The organism is Stenotrophomonas sp. 05N37 (genome assembly GCF_056397365.1).
The window spans coordinates 125,033-150,530 of the sequence record NZ_JBFTNG010000002.1 but is presented as its reverse complement, the minus strand read 5'-3'; the positions used below and the strand labels follow the sequence as shown (position 1 = coordinate 150,530).

Sequence of the window (25,498 nt, the reverse complement as noted above, 5' to 3'; positions counted from 1 at the left end):
GGCGCCTGCACGGTGCCGCTTCGACGTACCCGTCCATGAACGATCCCGCTTCCGATCCCCTGCGCGCCGAGCTTCGCCGACAGTGGGCCAGCACCGCGCTCGGCGACCCGCACCTGGCGCTGGACCGCGCCTCGGTCGACGCCGGTTTCCGCAGCTACTGGCGTACCACCAGCGCGGCCGGCAGCCACATCGTGATGGACTCCCCGCCCGGGCTGGAAGATGTGCGCCCGTGGCTGCGCATGCATGACCTGCTCGAGCCCAACGGCGTGCGCGTGCCGCGCGTGCTGGAACGCGATGTCGAGCAGGGCTTCCTGCTGCTGGAAGACCTGGGTGGCCCCACGCTGGCCCGGCACATCGATGCCGACAACGCCGATGCGTGGTTCGACGCCGCCTTCGCGCAGCTGATCCGCCTGCAGCAGATTCCCGTGCCCGAGGGCATGGGCAGTTTCGGCGAGGCGCTGCTGCAACGCGATGCCGGCCTGTTCGACGAATGGTTCCTGCAGCGCCACCTCGGCCTGCAGCTGGACTGCGGCGAGCTGGAACAGTTGCAGCTGGCGCATCGCCGCTTGATGGACAACGCCCTGAACCAGCCGCAGGTGCTCACCCACCGCGACTTCATGCCGCGCAACCTGATGCCGGTCGACGGCGGCCCGGCGGTGCTGGATTTCCAGGACCTGGTGCGCGGCCCGATCGCCTACGACCCGGTCAGCCTGTTCAAGGATGCCTTCCTGAGCTGGCCGCTGGAGAAAGTGGACGCCTGGCTGGCGCGTTACCACGCCCTGGCATTGGCCGCCGGCCTGCCGGTGCGGCCGTGGCCGCAGTTCCTGCGCGATGCCGACTGGATGGGCGTGCAGCGCCACCTGAAGATCCTCGGCCTGTTCGTGCGTCTGCGCGATCGCGACGGCAAGGGCCACTACTTCGAGGATGCGCCGCGCTTCATCGCCTACCTGGACGAAGTGCTGCCGCGCCACCCCGAACTGGCCGCGCTGGACGACCTGCTGCAGCGGCGCATCAAGCCGGCGCTGGCGCAGTTGGCCGGCCCGATCCCGGCGCGCCCATGAAGGCGTTGATCTTCTCGGCAGGCAAGGGCGAGCGCATGCGCCCGCTGACCCTGCACACGCCCAAGCCACTGCTGGTGGCCGGTGGCAAGCCGCTGATCGTGTGGCACCTGGAGCGCCTGGCCGCCGCCGGCATCGAGGACGTGGTGATCAACACCGCGTGGCTGGGCGATCAGTTCGCACCAGCACTGGGCGACGGCAGCCGCTGGGGCCTGCGCCTGCACCTGCTCGCCGAGGGCGCCGAACCGCTGGAAACCGGCGGCGGCATCCTCAATGCACTGCCGGTGCTCGGCGATGCGCCGTTCCTGGTGGTCAATGGCGATGTGTGGACCGACGTGGATTTCGGCTCGCTGCCCGCCTCGCCGGCCGGCGACGCCCACCTGTTGCTGGTCGACAATCCCGCCCAGCACCCGCGCGGGGATTTCATCCTGCATGCCGATGGCCGGGTCGACGACGTGGGCGAGGCAACGCGCCTGACCTATGCCGGTATCGGCGTATACCGGGCGGGCATCCTCGACGGCTGGCGCACGGTGATCGGCGACACCGCCGGTGCGGCGATGCAGCCGCCGCAGTTCGGCCTGGCGCCGTTGTTGCGGCACGCGATGGCACAGGGACGCGTGAGCGGCCAGCACCATCGCGGCCAATGGACCGACGTCGGCACCCCGGAGCGGTTGGCGCAGCTGGATGCGCAGCTGCGCTGACGGCACGGGTACCAGAGCGGGCGCCACGCCTGATCACCCGTAGAGCCGACCGTTGGTCGGCTGCCCTGAAAAGGCCAGGCAAACAGCAGCCAACCAACCGACGCTCGTAGAGCCGACGTTGGTCGGCTGCCTTGAAAAGGCCAGAAGAGCAGCCGACCAACGGTCGGCTCTACAGGCGGTGTSGGCCGTCTTCCAGGACCTGGCGCAGAACAGCAGCCAACCAACCGACGCTCGTAGAGCCGACCGTTGGTCGGCTGCCTTGAAAAGGCCAGAAGAGCAGCCGACCAACGGTCGGCTCTACAGGCGGTGTGGGCCGTCTTCAAGGACCTGGCGCAGAACAGCAGCCGACCAACCGGCGCTCGTAGAGCCGACCGTTGGTCGGCTGCCGTTAAAAGGCCAGAAAAGCAGCCGACCAACGGTCGGCTCTACAGGCGGTGTGGGCTGTCTTTCAGGACCTGGCGCAGAACAGCAGCCGACCAACCAGCGCTCGTAGAGCCGACCGTTGGTCGGCTGCCTTGAAAAGGCCAGAAGAGCTGCCGACCAACGGTCGGCTCTACAGGCGGTGTGGGCCGTCTTCCAGCACCTGGCGCAGAACAGCAGCCAACCAACCGGCGCTCGTAGAGCCGACCGTTGGTCGGCTGCCTTGAAAAGACCAGAAGAGCTGCCGACCAACGGTCGGCTCTACAGGCGGTGTGGGCCGTCTTCCAGCACCTGGCGCAGAAAGGGCACGGTAATGCGCCGCTGCGCGGCCATCGATTCGCGGTCCAGCCAGTCCAGTAGGCTCACCAGGCTGCCCAGTTCACGGCCGGTGCGGGTGAGCAACCATTCGATCGCCGCTTCGTCGATCGCCAGCCCGCGGCGCAGCGCGCGTTCGCGCAGCACGGCTGCGCGGCCTTCGTCGTCCAGCGGCTGCAGGTGCAGGCGCACGCACTGCTGCAGACGCGAGCGCAGGTCCGGCAGCACCAGGCCCAGCTGGTCCGGCGCATGCTGCGCGGTGTACAGCAGGGTGATACCGGCACTACGCGCGCGGTTGTGGAAATCGAACAGCGCCACTTCGTCCTCGCGCTGCCCGGCGACGGCATCCAACCCGTCCAGCGCGACCAGATCACGCCCCTCCAGCGACTCCAGTGCGGCGCGGGTGCGCCCCACCACCGCTTTCAACGGCAGGTAGGTCGGCTGCCGCCCGGCCTGCTCGGCCAGCGAACACATCGCCAGCGCCTGGTGGGTCTTGCCGGTGCCGGCCGCGCCTTCCAGGTACACCCAGTCATGCGCGGCTCCCACCGCGATCGCACGCAGCTGCGCCAGCGCACCGTCGGGTGCACCGATGAAGGTCTCGAGCCGCTCGTCCTGCGGGTAGCGCAGGGCGAGCGGCAGCTGCGGAACGACGCTCACTGCGGGTCGGGCGCCTTCGGCGAGGTATCCACGATGATGGTCGGCTTGTCCAGGTAGGCATCGAGCACGATCGCCGACTTCTCACCGGCATACAGATCGCTCTGGCGATAGCGCTGGTGCGCATAGCGCAGCAGCACGTTGCTGACCGCCGCCACCGGCAGCGCCAGCAGCATGCCGAGGAAGCCGAACAGCTGGCCACCGGCCATCACCGCGAAGATCACCGCCACCGGGTGCAGGCCGATCTTGTCGCCGACGATGCGCGGGGTCAGCACGTAGCTTTCCAGCAACTGGCCCACGGTGAACACCACGCCCACCAGGATCAGCAGCTTCAGGTCGAAGCCCTGTGCCTGCACCAGCGCGGCGGCGATCGCCATCACGATGCCGGTGGTCGCGCCCAGGTACGGGATGAAGCTGATCAGGCCGGCCACCAGGCCGATCAACAGGCCCAGCTTCAGGCCGACCAGCGACAGGCCGGCGGCGTACACCACGCCCAGCGCGATCATCACCAGGAACTGGCCGCGGATGAACGCGCCGAGCACTTCATCGGACTCGCGCGCCAGCTTGGTGATGGTGCCGATGTGGTTGCGCGGGATCATCGAGGCCACCCGCTCCACCAGCTTGTCCCAGTCGCGCAGGAAGTAGAACGCCAGGATGGGCAGCAGCAGCAGGTTGACGACCCAGGTCACCATGGTGAAGCCCGAGCGCGAGACGTAGCCGAAGAAGGTCTTGGCGAAGCCGCCGGCCTGCTGCCAATGGCTGCGCACCCACTCGATCAGCCGGTCCGGGTCCATCCACTGCATGATCTCCAGCCCGGTCTTCTGCTCGAACCAGGGGATGCCGGTCTGCATCAGCCACTGCTGGGCCTGCGGGATGGCCGCGATCAGGGTGGCGATCTGGCGCTCGATCATCGGCACCAGGATCAGCAGCGCGGCGGTCAGCATCAGCACCATCGCCACGAACACCAGCACTACGCCGGTATTGCGCGAACGGCCGGTGGCCTCGATCCGGTCGACCAGCGGGTCGCCCAGCCAGGCCAGCGCCAGGGCCAGCACGAACGGGGTGAGGATCGGGCCGAGCAGCCAGATCACCCAGCCCACCGCCAGCGCCGCCAACACGTATTTGAGGCGGCGCAGGAACTGCGCGATCTCTGCTTCGGGTGTCAGGATCATCGCAGGCGGTACTCGTTGCTGGCCGGGGGCGGCGGGGTGCCGGGCGGGTCATTGGCATCGACCGGCACCGGCAGCGGGGCCAGCGGCGCGATCACGCCGTTGTCGCCGAGCATGCGATTCAGGCCGGCCAGGCCGGTGGTCATGTCCAGCGACAGCTCCAGGCGGTTGCCGGAGGCGCGCAGCGGGGTGATGTTGCGCACCACCGGGTTCTCACGCAGGCCGGCGGCCAGGCGCAGGTAGTCCTCGGCGCTGTCCAGCCCCACCACCACGATGGTGTAGCTGCCGGCCGCGCCGGTGGCCACGCCGGGCTTGGCATAGCGGCGCACCAGCGCATCGGCGGCACCATCGGCGCCGCCGGCCATGGCACGGCGGGCGTCGCTGTCCTTGGTGGTCCACTTGTTCAGTTCCTTGCCGCCGTCCACGAACACCCAGTCGGCCACCCAGCCGCCGTTGGCGCGGTACAGCTTGCCCACCAGCTGCATCGGCGGGGCGTAGCGCGAGGAGGCGCGGGCGACCGCGGCGGTGTCCTGGCGCCAGATCGCCCCGACCAGGGCCTGTTCGGCCGCGCTGCCGCCGGGCAGGCCCAACTTGTAGCCACGCTCGACCGCACGGTTCAGCAGCGGACGGGCCGCATTGGCCTGCTGCACGCTGACCAGGCGCGGGCCGGAGCCATCGTCGATGGCCAGCCAGACCACCGGCTTGGGCCGCGGCTGCGGCCACAACGGCAGGCCCAGCGCGGCGATCAGGCCATCCACGTCGTCCTCGCGGAAGCGCGCCACCAGCATGGTGCGGAAGCTGGGTGCACCGCTGGCCGAGGTGCTCTGGTCCTGGCGGTAGTCGTAGCTGGCCACGTAATCCTTGGCCCCACGCAGCGCCTGGCCCACCCCGGGGCGGCCCATCACGCTGCGGTCGCCGGACAACTTGCCCAGCACCACGCCGAGCGCACGTGCCAGGGCGCCATTGCGGTCGCCGTCGGCCTGGCTGTTGACCGGGACTTCGGCTTCATAAGCACCGCTGGCCGTGGCCACGTCGCCTTCGGTTCGCAGTCCGCTCTGGGCCATCGTGGCCACCGGCAGGCATAGCGTGAGGAGCATCATCAAAAAGAGGCTGCGGCGCATCAGGACTTCCATTGAGCGTATCCGGGGGGAATTGTTGCCCGAATAGGGCCTGCGCGCCAACGTGGCCTGTTAAAATCGCGCTTTCACCCCAGCGCAGCGCCGACGCCCGTGACCAATTCCCCGTCCAACCCCTCCCCCCTGACCTACCGCGACGCCGGCGTCGACATCGACGCGGGCAACGAACTGGTCGAGCGCATCAAGCCGCTGGTCAAGCGCAGCTTCCGCCCGGAGGTCATGGGGGGGCTGGGTGGCTTCGGCGCGCTGTTCGACCTGTCCAACAAGTACCGCGAGCCGGTGCTGGTGTCGGGGACGGACGGCGTGGGCACCAAGCTGAAGCTGGCACAACAGCTGGGCCGGCACGACACGATCGGCATCGACCTGGTCGCCATGTGCGTGAACGACGTGCTGGTGCAGGGCGCCGAGCCGCTGTTCTTCCTGGACTACTTCGCCACCGGCAAGCTGGACATCGACACCGCCGCGGCGGTCGTGGGCGGCATCGCCAACGGCTGCACCGAGGCCGGCTGCGCGCTGATCGGCGGCGAGACCGCGGAAATGCCGGACATGTACGCCCCGGGCGAGTACGACCTGGCCGGCTTCACCGTGGCCGGTGTCGAGAAGAGCGAACTGAAGGACGGCGCCAGCGTGGCTGCCGGCGACGTGCTGATCGGCATCGCCTCCTCCGGCCCGCACTCCAACGGCTATTCGCTGGTGCGCCGCATCTATGACCGCGCCGGCCAGCCGGCCGACCTGGAGCTGGACGGCGGGGTCAAGCTGGTCGATGCGCTGATGGCGCCGACCCGCCTGTACGTCAAGCCGATCCTGGCCCTGCTGAAGAGCCACGGCCCGGCCATCCACGGCATGGCCCACATCACCGGCGGCGGCCTCACCGAGAACATCATCCGCGTGGTGCCCGAGGGCCTGGGCCTGGACATCAAGGCCGACGCCTGGACCCTGCCGCCGGTGTTCCAGTGGCTGCAGAAGGAAGGCGCGGTCGCCGACAGCGAGATGTGGCGCACCTTCAACTGCGGCATCGGCTTCGTGCTGATCGTGGCCGCCGACCAGGTGGCCAGCGTGACCGCCGCCGTCGAGGCCCAAGGCCTCGCCCAGTGGACCATCGGTAAGGTCACCCCGGCCGACGGCGCCGAGCGCGTGCGGATCGGCTGACATTCCACTGAAGGAGTTGCGCATGGATGCATCGATTCCCGTTGCGCCGAATGCCCACGGCCTGAGCCACACAGACGAGCTTCTCCTGCGCTGGCTGCCGAGGCTGCACGTCATCATGGCCGTGCTGCTGTTGCTGTGGACGATCCCGAGCTGGTGGATCGTCAACGACATGTTCGCGGACATGTCGGCGCAAGCGCGGCCACCGGCACCGTGGGCTGATGCGCTCCCCTATCTGTCTGCGGCGATTCCGGCGGGCATGGCGGTCGTATGTTTGATCGCGGGCATCTGCCTGGCCCGCCGCCGTGGCTACGCCGCATGCATGGTCGCTGCAGGCGTGTCATGCGTGACCTTCCCGGCCATCGCCCTCGGTGTGCCCACGCTGATCCTGCTGACTCGGCCGGCCGTAAAGGCCCTGTTCGGACGTAACCGGCCATGACCACGCCCGTGCTGCCGACCTCTCCACTGTCGCTGGAAGACACGTCGCACCTGCGATTGCTGTCGATCTTCCACTACGTCCTGGCCGGCCTGACCGCGCTGTTCTCGCTGTTTCCGTTGATCCATGTGGGCATCGGCATCGCTGCGCTGAGTGGCGCGATGCCCCTTGAAAGCAATGGCGGGGCGGCGTCGCCTGATGAGACCCGGCTGTTCGGCTGGATCTTCATCGCGATCGGCTCGATCCTGATCCTGTGCGGGCTGACCCTGGCCGGCTTCATGGCCTATGCCGGCCGCTGCCTGGCCCGCCAGCGCCGGCATACGCTGTGCCTGGTGGTGGCGGCGCTGGCGTGCATGTTGATGCCGCTGGGCACGGTGCTGGGCGTGTTCACCCTGATCGTGCTGCTGCGCCCGGAGGTGGTGGCCAGCTTCAGTGCCGCCGACGGTACGGTCGCAGCATGAGTGGCGGCAGCACCTTGCCCGTGTCCGGCTTGGCGCGTGCGCGGCGCATGGCACCGCCCAAGCGGGCCGCGTTCGCCGGCGTACTCGGGGTGTTCGCGCTCACCTGGGTCCAGCCGATGTGGCCGCTCGAACAAGGGCTGCACAGCACCCTTACCGTGATCGGCCTGGTGGCACTGTGGTGGGTGGACCGCCGCTGGCCGCTAGGCAGCGGCGCGTTCGCCGCCATCTGCGGATTCATCGCCATCCACTGCATCGCTGCGCGTTGGCTGTATTCCAATGTGCCGTACGACGCGTGGCTGCAGGCGGCCGTGCACTGGTCGCCGAACGCAACCTTCGGCTGGGAACGCAACCACTTCGATCGGCTGATCCACCTGCTGTACGGCGTCTGCTTCACCCCGGCGCTCACTCAGCTGACCCGGCATGCGTGGCCGGCCCTGCGCACCGGCCAGGCCTTCGCGTTGGCCGTCATGGCGGTGATGTGTACGAGCCTGGTTTACGAATGGCTGGAATGGGGCATCGCACTGCTGCTTTCGCCGGAAGCCGCTGAGGCCTACAACGGCCAGCAGGGCGACATGTGGGATGCGCACGCGGACATGCTGCTGGCCACCGTTGGCAGCGTGCTGGTGTGGCCGCTGGCCCGCCTCGAGGCTGGCCGATGAGCACGCGCAGCCGCATCGCGGTGCTGGCCTCCGGGCGCGGCAGCAACCTGCAGGCGATCCTGGCCGCGATCGAAGCCGGCCGGCTCGACGCCGAGGTGGTCGCGGTGCTGTCCGACAAACCCGACGCCCCGGCGCTGCACCACGTGGCGAGCGAGCGCCGCTGGGCCCGCTCGCCCAAAGCGTTCGCCGACCGTGACAGCTTCGATGCGGCGCTGGGCGATGCGCTGGCCGGCTTCCGCCCCGACTGGGTGGTCTGCGCCGGCTACATGCGCATCCTTGGCCCGGCGTTCGTGGCGCGCTTCGCGGGCCGCCTGGTCAACATCCACCCCTCGCTGCTACCGCTGTACAAGGGCCTGCACACCCACGCACGGGCGCTGGAGGCCGGCGATGCCGAGCATGGCGCGAGCGTGCATTTCGTGGTGCCCGAACTGGATGCCGGCACGGTGCTGGCCCAGGCGCGGGTACCGGTGGAGCCCGGAGACAGCCCGGAAACCCTTGCCCAGCGCGTGCTGGCGGTCGAACACCCGCTGTTGATCGCGAGCCTGCAATGGCTGGTGGCCGGCCGCGTGGCTGAACGCGAGGGACAGCTGGAGGTGGACGGTCACCCCCTGTTTATCCCGTTGCGCCTAGATTGCGCCGGCAAGCTGAACGGGTGAGCCGCGCGCACACGCGCCGCTGATCCTCGCGCTGGCATCCTCTCCCCTCCCCCCTTTTCCCGTCCGCATGAAGATCACTTCGTCCAAGCCAGTGCTGCTGCTCGCATCCCTGCTGTGCACCGTGGCGATCGCACAGGCGCAGGAACCGCCGGCGCCAGCGGCAACGCCGCCGCTGCCGGCCGTGCCGGCGATCAGCTGGGAAGCGCCCGCGCTGGAACCGTTCACCGCGACCTACCAGGCCCTGTACAAGGGCAAGGACGCCGGCGATGCCACCATGCGGGTCACCCACACCGGCGGCGCGCAGTGGCGGGTGGACATGCAGGTGGTCGGCCGGCGCGGCTTCGCCAGCGTGCTCGGGCTGAACCTGGAACAGAGCACCGTGTTCGAGAAGCGCGGCGACACCTACGTGCCGATCAGCCAGGCCACCGTGCGCAAGGGCCTGTTCCTGGGCAAGAAGGTCAGCGGCACCTACAACTGGCAGGCCGGCACGGCGCAGTGGCTGGGCGACCTGAAGAAAGAGCGCACCCAGCCGATCGCGCTGCAGCCGGGCGACCAGAGCGCGCTGCTGATCAACCTGGCGATCATGCGCGACGCCCGCCCCGGTGGGCAGATGCATTACCGCTACGTGGACGTGGGCCGCGTGCGCCAGCACGACTACCAGGCCGCCGCGGATACCGAGAACGTGCAGGTCGGCGACCTGTCCTACAACGCGCTGCGGGTCCATCGGACCAACGGCGGCAATGACGAAACCATCCTCTGGATCGCCAACGGTGTCCCCACGCCGGTGCGCATCCTGCAACGCGAAGATGGCGAAGATCGGATTGATCTGCGCCTGATCGAATACCAAGGAGTCTGAGCATGAACCTGATCAACCGCCCGCTGACCTGGATCGCCGCCGGCGCACTGGCCCTGGTGAGCCTGCCGGCCATGGCCCTGGAGCCGTTCAAGGCCGATTACCTGGCCAGCTACATGGGCATGCAGGCCAACGGCACGATGACCCTCACCAGCGAAGGCGCCAACAAGTGGCGTTACAGCCTGAAGGTGAAGAACCAGCTGGCCGACCTCAGCCAGAGCACGGTCTTCGACGAAAGCAACGGGCGCCTGCGCCCGCTGAGCAGCAACGATCGCTCGGTGCTGCTGGTGAAGAAGCGCAACGTGGATGCCACCTACAACTGGAGCAGCAACCAGGCCACCTGGACCGGCGATGTGAAGCCGGACCGCCGCGGCCCGGTCGCGCTGAAGACCGGCGACATGGACGCACTGCTGATCAACCTGGCGATCGCCCGCGACCTGGCCGCCGGCAAGCCGCTCACCTACCGCATGGTCGACGAGGGCCGGATCAAGCCGATGACCTACAAGGTGGTCGGCCAGGAAAAGATCAACGTGGCCGGCAAGTCCTACGACGCCACCAAGGTCTCGCGCACCGATGGCAACAAGGAACTGATCGCCTGGATCGTCAAGGAGTTCCCGGTGCCGGCCCGCCTGCTGCAGCGTGAGAGCGGCAAGGATGCGCTGGATCTGACGATCAAAGGGATGAATTGACGGCATGGCGCCGACCCTGGGTCGGCTGCCCGCCCGATGAAAAACGCCCGCTTGCGCGGGCGTTTTTCATTCCTTGCTGGCGTCCTCGCCAAACACCGTCTTGCAGTCCACGCGGATCTGCTCGCCGCTGCTGCGCCAGTAGAAGGTGCGGCAGTGCCGGTTGCCTTCCTGGGTGCTCTTGATGCCCACTGCATAGAACGCCTGCAGCACTTCGTTGCGGCTGACCGTGCCGTCCGCGTTCCAGTCCATGTCCTGCTGCTCGATGCCCTGGGTGATGGCGATGTCGGCGTACCAGGCATAGCCCAGCCACGCCAGCACCACCAGCACCAGCACCAGCAGCGCCTTGCGGCGGCGGGTGAACGTCCCGCGCAGGATCATGCGGCCACGCGCCGGATGCTGGCGCCGAGCGAGGACAACTTCTCTTCGATGTTCTCGTAGCCGCGGTCCAGGTGGTAGATGCGGTCGATGGTGGTGTCACCCTCGGCCATCAGGCCGGCCAGGATCAGCGAGGCCGACGCGCGCAGGTCGGTGGCCATCACCGGCGCACCGCTCAGGTGCTCGCTGCCGCGCACGATCGCGGTATGGCCTTCCACCTGGATGTCAGCGCCGAGGCGCAGCAGTTCATTGACGTGCATGAAACGGTTTTCGAAGATCGTTTCGTTGATCACGCCCACGCCGTCGGCCACGCAGTTGAGCGCCATGAACTGGGCCTGCATGTCGGTCGGGAAGGCCGGGTACGGCGCGGTGGTCAGGTTGACCGCGCGCGGGCGCTTGCCTTCCATGTCCAGGGTGATGCTGTCGTCGGTGGTCTCGATCTTCGCGCCGGCTTCCACCAGCTTGGACAGCACCGCGTCCATGGTGTTGGGGCGGGCGCGGTTGACGGTGACCTTGCCGCCGGTCATCGCCGCGGCCACCAGGAAGGTGCCGGTTTCGATGCGGTCGGGCAGCACTTCATGACGGCCGCCGGACAGCTTCTCCACGCCTTCGATGACCAGGCGGGCGGTGCCCAGGCCTTCGATCTTGGCGCCGAGTGCGATCAGGCAGTGCGCCAGGTCGGTGACTTCCGGCTCCATCGCCGCGTTGTCCAGCACGGTGGTGCCTTCGGCCAGCACGGCGGCCATCAGCACGTTCTCGGTGCCGGTGACGCTGACCATGTCGAACGTGAAATGGGCGCCCTTCAGGCGCTTGGCCTGCGCCTTGATGAAGCCGTTCTCCACGGTGATCTCGGCACCCAGGGCCTGCAGGCCCTTGATGTGCTGGTCCACCGGACGCGAGCCGATCGCGCAGCCGCCGGGCAGCGACACTTCCGCGGCGCCGAAGCGGGCCAGCAGCGGGCCCAGCACCAGGATCGAGGCGCGCATGGTGCGCACCAGCTCATACGGGGCCACGTGCTGGTTGACCGGGCGCGGATCGACCACGATCGCGCTGCCACGCGACAGCGTGCCCTGGTCGATGGTGACCTTGGCCCCCAGTTCGCCCAGCAGCTTCACGGTGGTGACCACGTCGTGCAGGTGCGGCACGTTGGTGATTTCCACCGGTGCGTCGGCCAGCAGGGTGGCGCACAGGATGGGGAGGACGGCGTTCTTGGCGCCGGAAATGTTCACTTCACCGTGCAGCGGCTTGCCGCCGGTCACTACGATCTTGGCCATGGAGTCTACTTGGGGTCAGGTAGAGCCGACCGTGGGTCGGCAGGTAGAGCCGACCGTTGGTCGGCTGAGCAGAACCGACCGTGGGTCGGCTGAATAACGCGCGAGGGGGCGTCCGGAATCAACCGGCGCCTTCGGCGGTGGTCACGGTCTTCAGCGCCAGCGCGTGGATCGCCCCGCCCATCAGATCGCCGAGGGTGGCATAGACCATGCGGTGGCGCGCCAGCGGCAGCTTGCCGGCAAAGGCGTCGCAGACCACGGTGGCCTCGAAGTGCACGCCGTCGTCGCCCTGCACGTCCGCGCGGGCGCCAGGCAGGCCGGTTTCGATCAGATTGCGGATGGTCTCGGCGTCCAACGGGCTTTCCTAATAAAATGAGCGCTCATTCTACTCTTCCGCGTGGCGCCCGCATGGCTGTATCGCCCCTGCTCCCTCATCCGGCCGACGCTGCGGCACTGGTCGCCAGCGGCCGCCGCGTGTTCCAGATCGAGGCCGACGCCCTGGCCGCGGTGGCCGACCGCCTCGGCGATGCCTTCAGCCAGGCCTGCCAGCTGGTGCTGCAGGGCAAGGGCCGGGTGGTCGCCACCGGGATGGGCAAGTCCGGCCACGTGGCGCGCAAGATCGCCGCCACCCTGGCCTCCACCGGTACCCCGGCCTTCTACGTGCATCCCGGTGAAGCCGGCCACGGCGACCTGGGCATGATCACCGAGGACGACGTGGTGCTGGCGCTGTCCTATTCCGGCGAGTCGGACGAACTGCTGATGCTGCTGCCGGTGCTCAAGCGCCAGGGCAACCGGCTGATCGCCATGACCGGCCGCCCGCAGTCCAGCCTGGCCCTGGCCGCCGACGTGCATCTGGACGTCAGCGTGCCGGCCGAGGCCTGCCCGCTGGCGCTGGCCCCCACCTCCAGCACCACCGCCTCGCTGGCGATGGGCGATGCGCTGGCGGTGGCCCTGCTGGACGCGCGCGGCTTCACCGCCGACGACTTCGCCCGCTCGCACCCGGCCGGCAGCCTGGGCCGGCGCCTGCTGCTGCACATCACCGATGTGATGCACAGCGGCGAGGAGCTGCCGCAGGTCGGCGCCGACGCCAGCCTGAGCGAGGCGCTGGTGGAAATGAGCCGCAAGCGGCTGGGCATGACCGCCGTGGTCGACGCCGACCAGCGCCTGATCGGCCTGTTCACCGACGGCGACCTGCGCCGCGCCCTGGATACCGAACTGGACGTGCGCAGCGCGAAGATCGCCGAGGTGATGACCCGCAACCCGCGCACCATCGGCGCCGACCAGCTCGCCGCCGAAGCCGCCCGGCTGATGGAAACCCACAAGATCACCGGCCTGATGGTGGTCGACGCGGCCGGCCGGCTGGTCGGCGCGCTCAACATTCATGACCTGTTGCGGGCGCGGGTGGTTTAAACCACAGTTCCCTTCCGCCATTCAGCCAGATCCCCCTGCCGATGCCCTACTCCCCGCTGCCCGGTTTCCCGTCCCACCTGCATGCCATCGCCGGCCGCATCCGGCTGGCCTGCTTCGACGTGGACGGCACGCTCACCGACGGTCGGCTCTACTACGACCGTGAGGGCAACGAGAGCAAGGCGTATTACGTGCAGGACGGACTTGGCCTGAAACTGCTGCAACAGCACGGCATCCACCCGGTGCTGATCACCGCGCGCAACAGCCTCTCGGCGCAGAAGCGCGGCGCGGACCTGGGCATCGACACCCAGATCGCGGTCGGCGACAAGCTGGCCAGCGTGCGCGCGCTGTGCGAGACCCACGGGATCGGCCTGGACCAGGTGGCGTTCATGGGCGACGACCTGCCCGACCTGGCCCCGCTGTGCGCGGTCGGCCTGGCCGTGGCCCCGGCCAATGCCCACCCCTGGATCGCCGAGCGCGTGCACTGGCAGACCCGTGCCGACGGCGGCCGCGGTGCCGCGCGCGAGCTGTGCGACGTGCTGCTGGCCGCCCAGGGCCAGCTGGATGCAGTCCTGGCGAGGTTCGGCGCATGAGCTGGCGCACCGCCCTGGGCGGGCTGCTGCTGGTCGCCGCGCTGCTGAGCGGCTGGTCGCTGCTGCGCCACCGCGACAAACCAGCGGCCGAGGTGGTCGACGACGGCACCAAGGATTACGTGCTGCACGACTTCCAGATCGTGGCGCTGGACGACCAGGGCAAGGAGTCCACCACCCTGCAGGCGCCGCTGCTGGAGCGCTCGCGCAGCGATGAGACCATGAGCATCGCCACCCCGCTGTTCCTGCTGCCCGACAACGAAGGCAACCATTGGGAACTGCGCAGCGAGAAGGGCTGGGTGAGCGCCAAGGGCGACCAGCTCAAGCTCAGCGGCAATGTCAGCGGCGACAGCCCCAAGGTCGCCAGCGTGCCGCCCACCACCTTCCGCACCGACCACCTGGACGTGTTTCCCAAGGAAAACCGTGCCAAAACCGATGCCCTGGTCACCATGACCCGCCCGGGCATGACCCAGTCCGGGGTCGGCTTCGAGCTGGATTCCAAGAGCAAGACCTACCAGTTCCTGAGCCAGTCCAAGGGCCGCTACACGCCCCAACGCTGAGCCGGTGCCGCCCGGGCGACGTCCTCAGGACCGGCGCCGGCGGCACAGCACCACCCGATTCACCGGCCGCGCCCCCGCCTGGCCACGACCCCGACGATGCCCGGCCGACCACGGCCACGCCCCCAACACTGGCAGGACAAACCAACTCCATGAAGATCCTATTTGCAGCCGCCTGTGCGATCAGCCTTCTGGTCCCCGCCTTCGCCGTCAGCGCGAAGTCCACCGACCGCAACGAAGACATGGCCATCGACGCCGGCGCCCAGTCGGGCACCCTGGTTGGCGATGGCAAGACCGTGCTCTCCCAGGGCGTGATCGTCACCCAGGGCACCCTGGACCTGCGCTCCTCGGACGCGGAGATCTACATGAAGGACGGCGAGGCGGTGCGCGCGGTGTTCACCGGCAAACAGGCCAAGCTCAAGCAGCAGCTCGATGACGGCACCTGGATGGATGCCAGCGCCGACCGCATCGACTACGACATCAAGTCCGAAGTGCTGACCATGACCGGCAATTACCACGTCAAGAGCGCACGCGGCACCAATGCCGGCCAGAAGATGACCTACAACACCCGCACCGGCGAAATGAACAGCGGTGGCGACGGCACCCGCGTGCGCACCGTGATTCCGCCCAAGAACAAGACCGCCGCGCCGGCGGCGGCCACGCCGGCCACCAAGACCACCGTCCCCACCGCCGGGAGCAAGAAGTAATGCTCGTCGCCAAAGGCCTGCGCAAGCGCTACAAGCAGCGCGAAGTGGTCAAGGATTTCGGCCTGACCCTCGAAGCCGGTGAAGTGGTGGGCCTGCTCGGCCCCAACGGTGCGGGCAAGACCACCTGCTTCTACATGATCGTCGGGCTGGTCGAGGCCGACGCCGGCAGCATCGTGCTGGACGGCAAGGACATCACCGCCGACCCGATGTACACCCGCGCCAAGCAGGGCGTGGGCTACCTCCCGCAGGAGCCGTCGGTGTTCCGCAAGCTGACCGTGGCCGACAACCTGCGCCTGGTACTGGAGCTGCGCGAGGACCTGGACAAGGCCGGGCGGGAGAAAGAGCTGAATTCGCTGCTGGATGAACTGCAGCTCGGCCACGTGGCCGACCAGTTGGGCGCCAGCCTGTCCGGTGGCGAGCGCCGCCGCTGCGAGATCGCCCGCGCGCTGGCCGCGCGCCCGCGCCTGATCCTGCTCGACGAACCCTTCGCCGGCGTCGATCCGATCTCGGTCGGGGAGATCCAGCGCATCGTCACCCACCTCAAGCAGCGTGGCATCGGCGTGCTGATCACCGACCACAATGTGCGCGAAACCTTGGGAATCTGCGACCGCGCGTATATCCTCAACGAAGGCAGCGTACTGGCGCAGGGGTCACCGGACGCGATCCTGGACAATGCCGATGTCCGTCGCGTCTACCTTGGAGACACCTTCAAGCTCTGACCGGCGGCCGTCGCAACGCCTTCCCTTCGTTCGGCACAGGCATGAAAGCACGGCTGCAGACATCGCTGGGGCAACAACTGGTCATGACGCCGCAGCTGCGTCAGGCGATCAAGCTGTTGCAGATGTCCAGCGCCGAACTCGAGCTGGAAATCGCCGAGGCGGTGGAAACCAACCCCCTGCTGGACTGGGCGGAAAACGCCGAGCCCGGCCTGGAGGTGGCGCCCGGCGACGACGATCGCCCGGCCACCCCCACCGATACCCACACCGACGGCGAGCACCAGGCCACGGCCAGCGATGACTGGGCGCCCGGCGAGGGCGACTGGAGCAGCGGCAACAGCGGCGGGTCGTTCGACGATGACGACAACGGCAGCGCCGCCGAGCGCGTGGCCGAGACCGAAAGCCTGGCCGACCACCTGCTGTGGCAACTGCACCTGTCGCACCTGTCCGTCCGCGACCGCAGCATCGGCGCAGCCCTGATCGACGCGTTCGAAGACGACGGCTACCTGCGCGAGCCGCTGTCGACGATCGCCGAAACCCTGCTGCCGGCCATTCACGCCGATGAAGCCGAGATCCTCACGGTGCTGCACCAGATCCAGCGCTTCGACCCGATCGGGGTGGGCGCGCGCAGCCTGGGCGAATGCCTGCAGCTGCAGCTGGACGTGCTCGCCCCGGAGACCCCCGGCCTGGCCCTGGCCAGGCGCATCGCCGACGGCCCGCTGGAGCGGCTGCCGCGCAGCGGCGTCGCCGGTCTGGCCCATGAACTGCGCGAACCGCTGGCCGAGGTGGACACCGCCGTCCAGTTGCTGCGTTCGCTCGACCCGCGCCCCGGCACCCAGATCGGCGAACTGGCCCACGACAGCTATGTGGTGCCCGACTGCGTGGTCTGGCGCCAGAACGGGGTCTGGCGCGCCGCCCTGGCCGCCCACGCCGGCCCCAAGGTGGTGATCCACCGCGGCTACGAACAGATGATCCGCCGCTGCGGCGATGCCGACGCCGGCTACCTGCGCGCCCACCTGCAGGAAGCACGCTGGCTGCTCAAGGGGCTGGAGGCGCGCGGGGAGACCCTGCTGCGGGTCATGCGCAGCCTGCTGCAGCAGCAGGCCGCGTTCCTGGAGTTCGGCGAACAGGCACTGCGCCCGCTGACCCTGCGCGAGGTCGCCGGCGAACTGGGCCTGCACGAATCGACCATTTCCCGCGCCATCGCCCGCAAGTACGTGCGCACCCCGCGCGGCACCCTGGCGCTGCGCGCGTTCTTCGCCTCGGGCATCGACACCGACAGCGGCGGGGAAGCGTCCAGCACGGCCATCCAGGCCATGATCCGCCGCCTGATCGATGATGAGAACCCGCGCAAACCGCTTTCTGACGCCAAGCTGGCTGACCTGCTCAAAACCTCGGGAATACCGGTGGCGCGCCGCACCGTGGCGAAGTATCGTGAGGCCATGAACATTTCCGCCTCGCACGAAAGGGTAAGAATCGTCTGACGCTTCACCGCGCCAGGCGGGAAGGTTCATTGGCAAATCCGAACAAAGGAGAAACCCGATGCGCATCGAGACGTTTGGTAAGGATGTAGAAGTGACCCCGGCCCTGCAGGAGTATGTGGAGACCAAGTTGCAGCGCCTGGGCAAGCACTTCGACCAGCACTGCGAGGTGCGCGTGACCCTTGGCCTGCGCAAGAACGAGCACCACGTCGACGCCAGCGCCAATGTCCCCGGCCAGACCCTGCATGCCGAGGCCGGCGGCCAGACCATGTATGCCGCCATCGACATCCTGGCCGACAAGCTCGACCGCCTTGTCATCAAGCACAAGGAGAAAAAACAGCAGCACGCACCGCTGCCGGTGGGCGACAATGACGACTGACGTCCTCGCTCTTCCCCCGACATGCCCTTGACTGATCTTCTGGCGGCCGTGCGCACGCAAGTGTTGCCGGCCGCCGATCGCGACAGCGTCCTGCTCGCCGCCGCCCGGCTGCTGGCCTGCCGCGAAGCCAACGCCGAGCAGATCTACCAGAACCTGTGCCAGCGCGAACTGCTGGGCAGTACCGCGATCGGGCATGGCATCGCCATCCCGCACGGCCGCGCCCCGTTGCTCGAGCGCCCCCGCGGCGCCCTGCTGCGGCTGGAAGCGCCGATCGCGTTCGGCGGCGACGAACCGGTGGACCTGGTGTTCGCCATTGCCGTTCCCGCCCACTACACCCATCAACACCTGATGCTGCTGTCCGAGCTGGCCGAGCTGTTTTCCGAGCCGGCCATCCGCCAGGCGCTGCGCGAAGCGCGCGACGGCGAGGCACTGCGTCGGGTCATCGAATTCCCCCCGCCGGCGAGCGCCGCATGAATACCAGCATCACCGCGCGTGAGCTGTTCGAACAGCAACGCGACCGCCTGGCCCTGCGCTGGATCGCCGGGCAGCAGGGCGAACGCCGCGAACTGGAAGCGGGCAACACCGTGTCGCGGCGCCCGTCGCTGGCCGGCTACCTCAACGCGATCTACCCCAACAAGGTGCAGATCCTGGGCACCGAGGAACTGTCCTGGCTGGATTCGCTGGATTCGCGGCAGCGCTGGGAAACCATCGAACGGATCATGCAGTCGCACCCGCTGGCGCTGGTGATCACCCGCAACCAGCCCTGCCCGGAAGACCTGCGCGCGGCCGCCGACGAATCGCAGACCCCGCTGTGGATCTCGCCCAAGCGTGGCCACGAACTGCTCAACCACCTTTCCTACCACCTGGCCCGCACCCTGGCACCGCGGGTGATCCTGCATGGCGTGTTCATGGAGATCTACTCGATCGGGGTGCTGATCACCGGCGAGGCGGGGTCGGGCAAAAGCGAGCTGGCGCTGGAGCTGCTCAGCCGCGGCCACCGGCTGGTGGCTGACGACGCCCCCGAATTCACCCAGATCGCCCCGGACGTGCTCGACGGCACCTGTCCGGAACTGCTGCAGGACCTGCTGGAAGTGCGCGGGCTGGGCGTGCTCAACGTGCGCGAGATGTTCGGTGATACGGCGGTAAAGAAGAACAAGTACCTTCGCCTGATCGTGCACCTGACCAAGCCCATGACCGAACCCACCCCGCACGGCTACGAGCGCCTGACCGGCGATTCCGGCACCCGCCACGTGCTGGACCTGGACGTGCCGCTGATCACCCTGCCGGTCATGCCCGGCCGCAACCTGTCGGTACTCACCGAGGCGGCCACCCGGCTGCACATTCTGCGTACCAAGGGTATCGACCCCGCGGCGATGTTCATCGCCCGCCACAGCAACCTGTTGGAACGACGAACGCCATGAGTACCCCCGCCCCCGCCTCCGCCCCAGCCGCCGCGACCCTGATCATCGTCAGCGGCCTGTCCGGGTCGGGCAAGACGGTCGCGCTGAAGACCCTGGAAGACCTCGACTACTACTGCTCGGACAACCTGCCGATCAACCTGCTGCCGGACTTCGTCCGCAGCCTGCTGGCCGGCCACGATGCCGATGCCCCGCGACGGCTGGCGGTGGGCATCGACGTGCGCGGGCAGAGCGACCTGAGCCAACTCTCGCACTGGCGCGAAGAAGCCCAGGCCGCCGGCCTGGACGCGCAGTTGCTGTTCTTCGATGCCACCGACGAGACCCTGCTCAAGCGCTACGCCGACACCCGCCGCCGGCACCCGTTGAGCCAGCTGGGCCTGTCGCTGCCGGAAGCCATCGCGCGCGAGCGCGAACTGACCGCGCCGCTGCGCCGCGCCGCCGATGCGGTGATCGACACGACCAGCCTCAACGTGCACCAGTTGCGCCGCAAGGTGGTGACCGAGTTCGCCCTCACCCATGGCAACAAGCTGTCGCTGCTGTTCGAATCCTTCGCTTACAAGCGTGGCGTGCCGGCCGAGGCCGACTTCGTGTTCGACGTGCGGGTGCTGCCCAACCCGCATTGGGACCCGGCGCTGCGCTCGATGACCGGCCGCGACGCCGGCGTGCGCGAGCACCTGGATGCGCAGCCGGACGTCCAGCGCTATGCCGCCCAGCTGGTCGACTTCCTGGACACCTGGCTGCCGCGGCTGGGCAATGACACCCGCAGCTACGTGACCGTGGCCTTCGGCTGCACCGGCGGCAAGCACCGCTCGGTTTACATGGCCGAGCGCATGGCCCGGCATGCCCGCGACCAGGGCTGGGCCGAGGTGGCCACCTTCCATCGCGAACAGGACTGATCGCACGGCGGTCGCCGGCGTCCTCCGGCCGCCACCCGGGTAACGGTCGGGGGCTCCCGGGCCAGACCCTGCGGCTCCCCCTACCCCCAATTCATGTTGACCTGTTAACGTTCGAAGATGACCTGTGGCATTCTCCTCGTAACTCATCCTGGCGTTGGCACCTCCCTGCTGGAGGTGGCGACCCGGCTGCTGCGGCACCTGCCGCTGAAGACCGACGCTTTCGAAGTACCGTTCGACGCAGACCTGGACGTCCTGCTACCGCTCGCCTCGGCCGCCTTGCGCCGGGTGGACAGTGGCCAGGGCGTGCTGATCCTGACCGACCTGTACGGCGCCAGCCCCAGCAATCTGGCCGGGCAACTGGCTCGTCTGGGCACCCCGGTTCGCCGGGTTTCGGCGCTGAGCCTGCCGATGTTGTTGCGGGTGATGAATTATCCGGAACAGGGACTGGATCAACTACCTGCCACTGCTGCGGCAGGCACTCGCAATGGAGCGATTGTCGACGATGCTTGAACGTGAACTCACCGTATCCAACCGCCTGGGGCTGCATGCCCGCGCCACTGCAAAGCTGGTGCAGGAGCTGGCCCCGTTCCGCTGCAACGTGACCATGGCCGCCAAGGGCCGCGAGATCAACGCCAAGAGCATCATGGGCGTGATGCTGCTGGCCGCCGGCCAGGGCACCCCGGTCACCGTGCGCATCGACGGCGAAGACGAAGCCGCCGCGATGGAGGCGGTGGTCGCGCTGTTCGAGCGGCGTTTCGACGAGGACAGCTGAGCATGCCGGCGCCGCCGTCGCGACCGGGTTCCGGCACACCGGCACGGACGGCGTCCGGTGCCCTGCTGCTGGCCGGCCACGGCGCCTCGCGCGGCAATGCCCTGGGCCGGGCCCGGGTGCGCCTGCCGCACGCGCTGGAAGTGGCCGAACAACGTATCCCGCCGGCCAAAATCGACGCCGAACTGGCGCGCCTGCACGTCGCGGTGGATGCCGCGCGTGCGGAGATGCACGACCTGCGCCAGCGCCTGCACGGCGCCCTGAACCAGGAAGTCGGTGAGTTCCTCGACCTGCATGCGCTGCTGCTGGACGACCCCGAGCTGCTGTTCGGGCTGGACGAGCTGATCCGCAGCGGCCCGTACAGCGCCGGCTATGCGCTGCGCGTGCAGCGCGACCGCCTGGCCAAGGTCTTCGACGGCATGGACGATGCCTACCTGAAGAGCCGCATGGACGACCTGGACCATGTGATCGGGCGCATCCATGCCTTCCTGCAGAAGCGCCCGCCGGACGTGAAAGGCATGGCCGGGGAGATCCTGGTCTGCGACAACATCGCCCCCTCCGAGCTGGCCCAGCTGCAGGCCCACGGCGTCGTCGGCATCGTCACCGCCGGTGGCAGTGCGCTCTCGCACAGCGCGATCCTGGCGCGCAGCCTGCACCTGCCGCTGATCGTCAACGTGCCCAACGTGCTGCAGAAGGTCGCCGATGGCGACGTGCTGATCATCGATGGCAGCGACGGCACGGTCACCATCAACCCGCAGGCACCGGACCTGCGCGGCTACCGCGTGCGGTTGCGCGAGCACGCGCGCGAGCAGCGTGAACTGGGCCGCCTGCGGACCAAGCCGACGCGCACCCGCGACAACGTCGACATCGCCTTGCTGGCCAACGCCGAATCCAGCGAGGACGTCACCCAGGCGCACGCGCTGGGCGCGCATGGTCTGGGCCTGTACCGCACCGAATTCCTGTTCCTGCAGCGCAACGAACTGCCCTACGAGCAGGAGCAGTTCGAGACCTACCGCGATGCCGCCCTCGGCATGAGCGGGCGGCCGGTCACCATCCGCACCCTGGACCTGGGCGCGGACAAGGCCGACCGCACCGGGCTGACCCTGAGCAACGAAGAGAACCCGGCGCTGGGCCTGCGCGGCGTGCGCCTGTCACTGGCGCGGCCGAAGGTCGCCGACACGCAGCTGCGCGCGATCCTGCGCGCCTCGGCGTACGGCAAGCTGCGCATCCTGATCCCGATGGTCAGCACCCGCGAGGAGATCCTCGCGGTGCGCCGGCGCCTGCACAAGCAGGCCGCGCTGCTGCGCGCCGAAGGCTACGAGGTGGCCGAACACATTCCGTTCGGCGCGATGATCGAAGTGCCGGCCGCGGCGATCGCGCTGGAGAGCTTCATCGACCTGGTCGACTTCCTGTCGATCGGCACCAACGACCTCGTGCAGTACCTGCTGGCCGCGGACCGCAACAACGAGGCGGTCGGCGAACTGTACTCGCCGCTGCATCCGGCGGTGGTCCGGCTGCTGGCGCATATCCTGCGCACCGGCCAGGCCTACGACATCCCGGTGGCGGTGTGCGGGGAGATCGCGGGCGACCCGCTGATGACCCGCCTGTTGCTGGCCCTGGGCTTGACCGAGTTCAGCCTGCACCCGGGCACGTTGCTGGAAGTGCGGCGTGCGATCCGCGACAGCGACCTGTCCGTGTTGCGGGCGATGGCGCCGAAGCTGCTGCAGGCGCGCGACCGCCGCGGGATCGAACGCTGGATCGAAAAGGCCGGCATCGACCGGTAGCGCCGGTCGTTGTCCGGCAACCGCATCAACGTTCGGATCGACCGGCGCAAGCGCCGGCCAGCGGCCGGCACTACCGCTCATCCAATGCATGGGTCCACACGCGCCGCGCTGCGGCGTGCGCCGCTACCCGATTGACACACAAGCACGCGATAATGACGCGCTGACCACCCCGCATGCCGCATCCTGCCCGGGATAGCGGCCTTTTCTTTTCCGCAGGAGCTGCCCATGGCCGAAGCCGTACGCCACGACAAGACGGCACGCCAGCTGCGGCTGTTGTCCGATGCACTGGACAGCGGGCGCCTGGGTCCGGTGCGCCGCCTGGTCAATACGCTGGCGCCGGCCGAGATCGGCAACCTGCTGGAATCGCTGCCGCCGGGCAAGCGCGAGGTGGTGTGGGGCCTGGTCGACCCGGAAGACGACGGCGAGGTGCTGGTCCACGTCGGCGAGGAAGTGCGCGAAAGCCTGCTGGCCGACATGGACCCGGACGAAATCATCGCCGCGGTCGAAGACCTGGACATCGATGACCTTGCCGACCTGGTCGAAGACCTGCCGGACACGGTCATCGATGAAGTGCTCAAGTCGATGGATCGCGAGAACCGCGAGCGGCTCGAGCAGGTGCTGTCCTATCCCGAGGACAGCGCCGGCCGCCTGATGAACCCGGACGTGGTGACGGTGCGCGCCGACGTCAACGTGGACGTGGTGCTGCGCTACCTGCGCCTGCGTGGCGAGCTGCCCGACCACACCGACCACCTGTTCGTGGTCAGCCGTCGCCACCAGTACCTGGGCCGGCTGTCGCTGGCCGCGCTGGTGACCCACGAGGACAACACGCCGATCAACCGGCTGATCGACGACGAGCAGCCGGCGATCGACGTCGGCGAGAGCGCCGACGAAGTGGCCCGCCAGTTCTCCGACCATGACTGGGTCTCCGCCCCGGTGGTGGACGACAACAACATCCTGCTCGGCCGCATCACCATCGATGACGTGGTCGACATCATCCGCTCGCAGGCCGAGCACCAGGCCCTCGGCGCGGCCGGCCTGGACGAGGAAGAAGACCTGTTCTCGCCGATCAAGCGCGCCGTGCGCGGCCGCGTGGTCTGGCTGGGCATCAACCTGTGCACCGCGTTCCTGGCGGCCACGGTGATCGGCCAGTTCGAGATGACCCTGCAGAAGGTGGTCGCGCTGGCGGTGCTGATGCCGATCGTGGCCGGCGTCGGCGGCAACGCCGCGGTGCAGGTGCTGACCCTGATGGTGCGCGGCATCGCGCTGGGCCAGGTCGGCCAGAGCAACGCCCGCATCCTGCTGTGGAAGGAGTCGCGGGTGGCGCTGATCAACGGCACGTTGATCGGCACCGTGGTCGGCATCATCGCCTACCTGTGGTTCCACAGTTTCCTGCTGTCGCTGGTGATCACCCTGGCGTTGATCATCAACTTCTGCGCCGCCGCCCTGGCCGGCGTGCTACTGCCGCTGCTGCTCAAGCGCATGAACGTGGACCCGGCCGTGGCCGGCACCGTGGTGGTCACCGCCGTCACCGACGTGATGGGGTTCTTCAGCTTCCTCGGCCTGGCCACCCTGATCCTGCTGCACTGACGGACGACCTCGACATGGCGCTGACCCTCGACAACTATTTCCTCCCCGGCTGGCGCGACCGTCGCCACACCTGCGATGCGTGCGAATGGCAGGGCACGGCGCGGCAGATGCCCATGGAGCTGCACGAAGACGAGGCGCAGTTCGACTGCCCGCAGTGCGAGAACCCGCTGCTGCTGGTGGTCCACCCCAGCCTGGCCCAGGTGCAGGCGGCCGCTGCCGAGGGCCATCCCGAGGCGATCGAGCAGATGGCGATCCTGGCCTCGGCACCGCGCCCGCACTGACGCACTGCAAGATGCCCGGCGCTGGCAGGCGGCCTAGACTGAAAACGATTCCAGTCGAGGATGGGCAATGGCACGACGACGCGCGCGGTGGCTGTCATGGGCGTTGGTGTTGGCGATGCTGAGCGTGGCCGGCTGCGCGCCGCCGCGGGGCGACGTCGGCCATTTCGAGGCCCGGGCGGTCAAGCTCGACGGGCGCACCCGCTATTACCAGGTGTTCATCCCTCGCGGCGCGCGTGCGGCGTCCAGCGCCCTGCCGGTGGTGCTGTTCCTGCACGGCTCCGGCGAGCGCGGCAACGACAACCGGGCCCAGACCGAGGCTGGCCTCGGCCCCTACCTGCGCCGCCATGCGGATGCCTTCCCGGCACTGGTGGTGCTGCCACAGGTGCCAGGCGATGAGGAGTGGTCGGGCGACAACAACCGTGCCGCGCTGGCCGCCCTGGATGCGACGTTGGCCGAGTTCGGCGCCGATCCGCAACGCCAGTACCTGACCGGCATGTCGATGGGCGGCTATGGCAGTTGGAACATCGCGCTGGAGTCCCCGCAGCGGTTTGCCGCCATCGTGCCGGTCTGCGGCGCCGTGCTGGCGCCACGCGCGGTGCGCCCCACGCTGTTCGTGGAGGAGGTGGCGCATGAAAGCGACCCGTACGCCGCCATCGCCGCCCGCCTGACCCAGACCCCGATCTGGATCTTCCATGGCGCGCGCGACGACGTGGTGCCACCGGCGGACGACCGCAGGCTGCAGGCAGCGTTCCAACAGGCGGGCGCGCCCGATGTGCGTTACACCGAGTACCCGGACGGCAACCACAACGCCTGGGACGCGACCTATGCCGATGCCACGATGTGGACGTGGCTGTGGGCGCAGCGCCGGCACTGACGCAACGCGCGCGAACACGCTATCGTCGGCCCTCACATCTGCTTTGCATGGAG

General features: G+C 68.6%; 31 protein-coding genes. 25 read left to right on the top strand and 6 right to left on the bottom strand.

Going from position 1 to position 25,498, the window contains the following annotated elements; all coding sequences use genetic code 11:
* The first annotated feature begins 35 nt into the window (after positions 1-35).
* On the top strand, positions 36-1,061 hold the full coding sequence (locus AC1DGC_RS07325; RefSeq protein ID WP_449334907.1) for an aminoglycoside phosphotransferase family protein: 1,026 nt from the start codon (positions 36-38) through the stop codon (positions 1,059-1,061).
* On the top strand, positions 1,058-1,759 hold the full coding sequence (gene murU / locus AC1DGC_RS07320) for an N-acetylmuramate alpha-1-phosphate uridylyltransferase MurU (protein WP_449334908.1): 702 nt from the start codon (positions 1,058-1,060) through the stop codon (positions 1,757-1,759). The genes AC1DGC_RS07325 and murU overlap by 4 nt, the downstream gene beginning before the upstream one ends.
* Positions 1,760-2,440: 681 nt before the next feature.
* On the opposite strand, the gene hda is transcribed toward murU, so the two are convergent.
* Genes hda through AC1DGC_RS07305 form a run of 3 tightly spaced genes read right to left on the bottom strand, consistent with a single transcriptional unit; the run spans position 2,441 to position 5,438 of the window.
* Complete coding sequence (hda, locus tag AC1DGC_RS07315) at positions 2,441-3,151, bottom strand: DnaA regulatory inactivator Hda (protein ID WP_259203707.1); 711 nt, start codon at positions 3,149-3,151, stop codon at positions 2,441-2,443.
* Positions 3,148-4,320: an AI-2E family transporter gene (locus AC1DGC_RS07310; protein WP_259203705.1), complete on the bottom strand. Its 1,173-nt coding sequence runs from the start codon at positions 4,318-4,320 to the stop codon at positions 3,148-3,150. Before AC1DGC_RS07310 ends, hda begins: the two co-directional genes overlap by 4 nt.
* Positions 4,317-5,438: a DUF2066 domain-containing protein gene (locus tag AC1DGC_RS07305; protein ID WP_259203702.1), complete on the bottom strand. Its 1,122-nt coding sequence runs from the start codon at positions 5,436-5,438 to the stop codon at positions 4,317-4,319. The genes AC1DGC_RS07310 and AC1DGC_RS07305 overlap by 4 nt, the downstream gene beginning before the upstream one ends.
* A 138-nt stretch (positions 5,439-5,576) precedes the next feature.
* Here AC1DGC_RS07305 and purM point away from each other — a divergent pair, with 138 nt between their 5' ends.
* The 7 genes from purM (at position 5,577) to AC1DGC_RS07270 (ending at position 10,353) form a co-directional block, all read left to right on the top strand.
* Complete coding sequence (gene purM, locus AC1DGC_RS07300; protein WP_478047800.1) at positions 5,577-6,602, top strand: phosphoribosylformylglycinamidine cyclo-ligase; 1,026 nt, start codon at positions 5,577-5,579, stop codon at positions 6,600-6,602.
* A 22-nt stretch (positions 6,603-6,624) separates the two neighbouring features.
* Positions 6,625-7,038, top strand: coding sequence for a hypothetical protein (locus AC1DGC_RS07295; protein ID WP_394163893.1), 414 nt, complete (start codon positions 6,625-6,627; stop codon positions 7,036-7,038).
* Positions 7,035-7,496: a hypothetical protein gene (locus AC1DGC_RS07290; RefSeq protein ID WP_394163894.1), complete on the top strand. Its 462-nt coding sequence runs from the start codon at positions 7,035-7,037 to the stop codon at positions 7,494-7,496. Before AC1DGC_RS07295 ends, AC1DGC_RS07290 begins: the two co-directional genes overlap by 4 nt.
* Positions 7,497-7,543: 47 nt before the next feature.
* Positions 7,544-8,155, top strand: a complete 612-nt coding sequence (locus AC1DGC_RS07285; protein WP_478047799.1) for a DUF2238 domain-containing protein — start codon at positions 7,544-7,546, stop codon at positions 8,153-8,155.
* Positions 8,152-8,811 (top strand): phosphoribosylglycinamide formyltransferase, encoded by a 660-nt coding sequence (purN, locus tag AC1DGC_RS07280; RefSeq protein ID WP_394163895.1) that lies wholly within the window; start codon positions 8,152-8,154, stop codon positions 8,809-8,811. Before AC1DGC_RS07285 ends, purN begins: the two co-directional genes overlap by 4 nt.
* A gap of 67 nt (positions 8,812-8,878) precedes the next feature.
* Complete coding sequence (locus AC1DGC_RS07275; protein ID WP_259203693.1) at positions 8,879-9,667, top strand: DUF3108 domain-containing protein; 789 nt, start codon at positions 8,879-8,881, stop codon at positions 9,665-9,667.
* 2 nt (positions 9,668-9,669) lie between these two features.
* Positions 9,670-10,353: a DUF3108 domain-containing protein gene (locus AC1DGC_RS07270; RefSeq protein ID WP_259203690.1), complete on the top strand. Its 684-nt coding sequence runs from the start codon at positions 9,670-9,672 to the stop codon at positions 10,351-10,353.
* Between the two features lie 66 nt (positions 10,354-10,419).
* On the opposite strand, the gene AC1DGC_RS07265 is transcribed toward AC1DGC_RS07270, so the two are convergent.
* The 3 genes from AC1DGC_RS07265 to AC1DGC_RS07255 all read right to left on the bottom strand — a co-directional run bounded on the left by AC1DGC_RS07265 (position 10,420) and on the right by AC1DGC_RS07255 (position 12,354).
* A complete protein-coding gene (locus AC1DGC_RS07265; RefSeq protein WP_259203688.1) occupies positions 10,420-10,731 on the bottom strand; it encodes an EF-hand domain-containing protein in 312 nt (103 codons plus the stop codon).
* Positions 10,728-12,002: a UDP-N-acetylglucosamine 1-carboxyvinyltransferase gene (murA, locus tag AC1DGC_RS07260; RefSeq protein ID WP_259203687.1), complete on the bottom strand. Its 1,275-nt coding sequence runs from the start codon at positions 12,000-12,002 to the stop codon at positions 10,728-10,730. The genes AC1DGC_RS07265 and murA overlap by 4 nt, the downstream gene beginning before the upstream one ends.
* Before the next feature lie 118 nt (positions 12,003-12,120).
* Positions 12,121-12,354 (bottom strand): BolA family protein, encoded by a 234-nt coding sequence (locus AC1DGC_RS07255; protein ID WP_259203684.1) that lies wholly within the window; start codon positions 12,352-12,354, stop codon positions 12,121-12,123.
* 53 nt (positions 12,355-12,407) lie between these two features.
* On the opposite strand from AC1DGC_RS07255, the gene AC1DGC_RS07250 reads away from it, so the two are divergent.
* The 16 genes from AC1DGC_RS07250 to AC1DGC_RS07175 all read left to right on the top strand — a co-directional run bounded on the left by AC1DGC_RS07250 (position 12,408) and on the right by AC1DGC_RS07175 (position 25,445).
* Positions 12,408-13,409: a KpsF/GutQ family sugar-phosphate isomerase gene (locus AC1DGC_RS07250; RefSeq protein ID WP_259203682.1), complete on the top strand. Its 1,002-nt coding sequence runs from the start codon at positions 12,408-12,410 to the stop codon at positions 13,407-13,409.
* Positions 13,410-13,450: 41 nt separating this feature from the next.
* Complete coding sequence (locus tag AC1DGC_RS07245) at positions 13,451-13,999, top strand: KdsC family phosphatase (protein ID WP_478047531.1); 549 nt, start codon at positions 13,451-13,453, stop codon at positions 13,997-13,999.
* Positions 13,996-14,556, top strand: a complete 561-nt coding sequence (gene lptC / locus AC1DGC_RS07240) for an LPS export ABC transporter periplasmic protein LptC (protein ID WP_259203675.1) — start codon at positions 13,996-13,998, stop codon at positions 14,554-14,556. The genes AC1DGC_RS07245 and lptC overlap by 4 nt, the downstream gene beginning before the upstream one ends.
* Positions 14,557-14,705: 149 nt before the next feature.
* Entirely contained in the window at positions 14,706-15,260 is a 555-nt protein-coding gene (gene lptA / locus AC1DGC_RS07235; protein ID WP_259203674.1) for a lipopolysaccharide transport periplasmic protein LptA, read from the top strand.
* Positions 15,260-15,979: an LPS export ABC transporter ATP-binding protein gene (lptB, locus tag AC1DGC_RS07230; RefSeq protein ID WP_259203671.1), complete on the top strand. Its 720-nt coding sequence runs from the start codon at positions 15,260-15,262 to the stop codon at positions 15,977-15,979. The genes lptA and lptB overlap by 1 nt, the downstream gene beginning before the upstream one ends.
* A gap of 41 nt (positions 15,980-16,020) precedes the next feature.
* Positions 16,021-17,460 (top strand): RNA polymerase factor sigma-54, encoded by a 1,440-nt coding sequence (locus tag AC1DGC_RS07225; protein ID WP_478047530.1) that lies wholly within the window; start codon positions 16,021-16,023, stop codon positions 17,458-17,460.
* A gap of 58 nt (positions 17,461-17,518) precedes the next feature.
* Positions 17,519-17,836: a ribosome hibernation-promoting factor, HPF/YfiA family gene (gene hpf, locus AC1DGC_RS07220; RefSeq protein ID WP_259203666.1), complete on the top strand. Its 318-nt coding sequence runs from the start codon at positions 17,519-17,521 to the stop codon at positions 17,834-17,836.
* A gap of 21 nt (positions 17,837-17,857) precedes the next feature.
* Positions 17,858-18,310 carry a PTS sugar transporter subunit IIA gene (locus tag AC1DGC_RS07215; RefSeq protein WP_259203665.1) on the top strand — a complete coding sequence of 151 codons (453 nt, stop codon included), beginning with the start codon at positions 17,858-17,860 and terminating at the stop codon, positions 18,308-18,310.
* Complete coding sequence (gene hprK, locus AC1DGC_RS07210) at positions 18,307-19,257, top strand: HPr(Ser) kinase/phosphatase (RefSeq protein WP_259203663.1); 951 nt, start codon at positions 18,307-18,309, stop codon at positions 19,255-19,257. The genes AC1DGC_RS07215 and hprK overlap by 4 nt, the downstream gene beginning before the upstream one ends.
* Complete coding sequence (gene rapZ, locus AC1DGC_RS07205; protein WP_394163898.1) at positions 19,254-20,150, top strand: RNase adapter RapZ; 897 nt, start codon at positions 19,254-19,256, stop codon at positions 20,148-20,150. The genes hprK and rapZ overlap by 4 nt, the downstream gene beginning before the upstream one ends.
* A 117-nt stretch (positions 20,151-20,267) precedes the next feature.
* Complete coding sequence (locus tag AC1DGC_RS07200; protein ID WP_256775714.1) at positions 20,268-20,660, top strand: PTS sugar transporter subunit IIA; 393 nt, start codon at positions 20,268-20,270, stop codon at positions 20,658-20,660.
* The gene (locus AC1DGC_RS07195; RefSeq protein ID WP_259203658.1) at positions 20,653-20,922 is read left to right on the top strand and encodes an HPr family phosphocarrier protein; all 270 of its coding nucleotides are present in this window, start codon (positions 20,653-20,655) and stop codon (positions 20,920-20,922) included. Before AC1DGC_RS07200 ends, AC1DGC_RS07195 begins: the two co-directional genes overlap by 8 nt.
* Positions 20,923-20,924: 2 nt before the next feature.
* Complete coding sequence (gene ptsP / locus AC1DGC_RS07190) at positions 20,925-22,703, top strand: phosphoenolpyruvate--protein phosphotransferase (RefSeq protein ID WP_478047529.1); 1,779 nt, start codon at positions 20,925-20,927, stop codon at positions 22,701-22,703.
* Between the two features lie 225 nt (positions 22,704-22,928).
* Positions 22,929-24,290: a magnesium transporter gene (gene mgtE, locus AC1DGC_RS07185; protein WP_259203652.1), complete on the top strand. Its 1,362-nt coding sequence runs from the start codon at positions 22,929-22,931 to the stop codon at positions 24,288-24,290.
* Between the two features lie 14 nt (positions 24,291-24,304).
* Positions 24,305-24,571: a hypothetical protein gene (locus AC1DGC_RS07180; RefSeq protein ID WP_259203650.1), complete on the top strand. Its 267-nt coding sequence runs from the start codon at positions 24,305-24,307 to the stop codon at positions 24,569-24,571.
* Positions 24,572-24,638: 67 nt separating this feature from the next.
* Positions 24,639-25,445 (top strand): carboxylesterase family protein, encoded by an 807-nt coding sequence (locus AC1DGC_RS07175; protein WP_478047528.1) that lies wholly within the window; start codon positions 24,639-24,641, stop codon positions 25,443-25,445.
* Positions 25,446-25,498 lie beyond the last annotated feature (53 nt).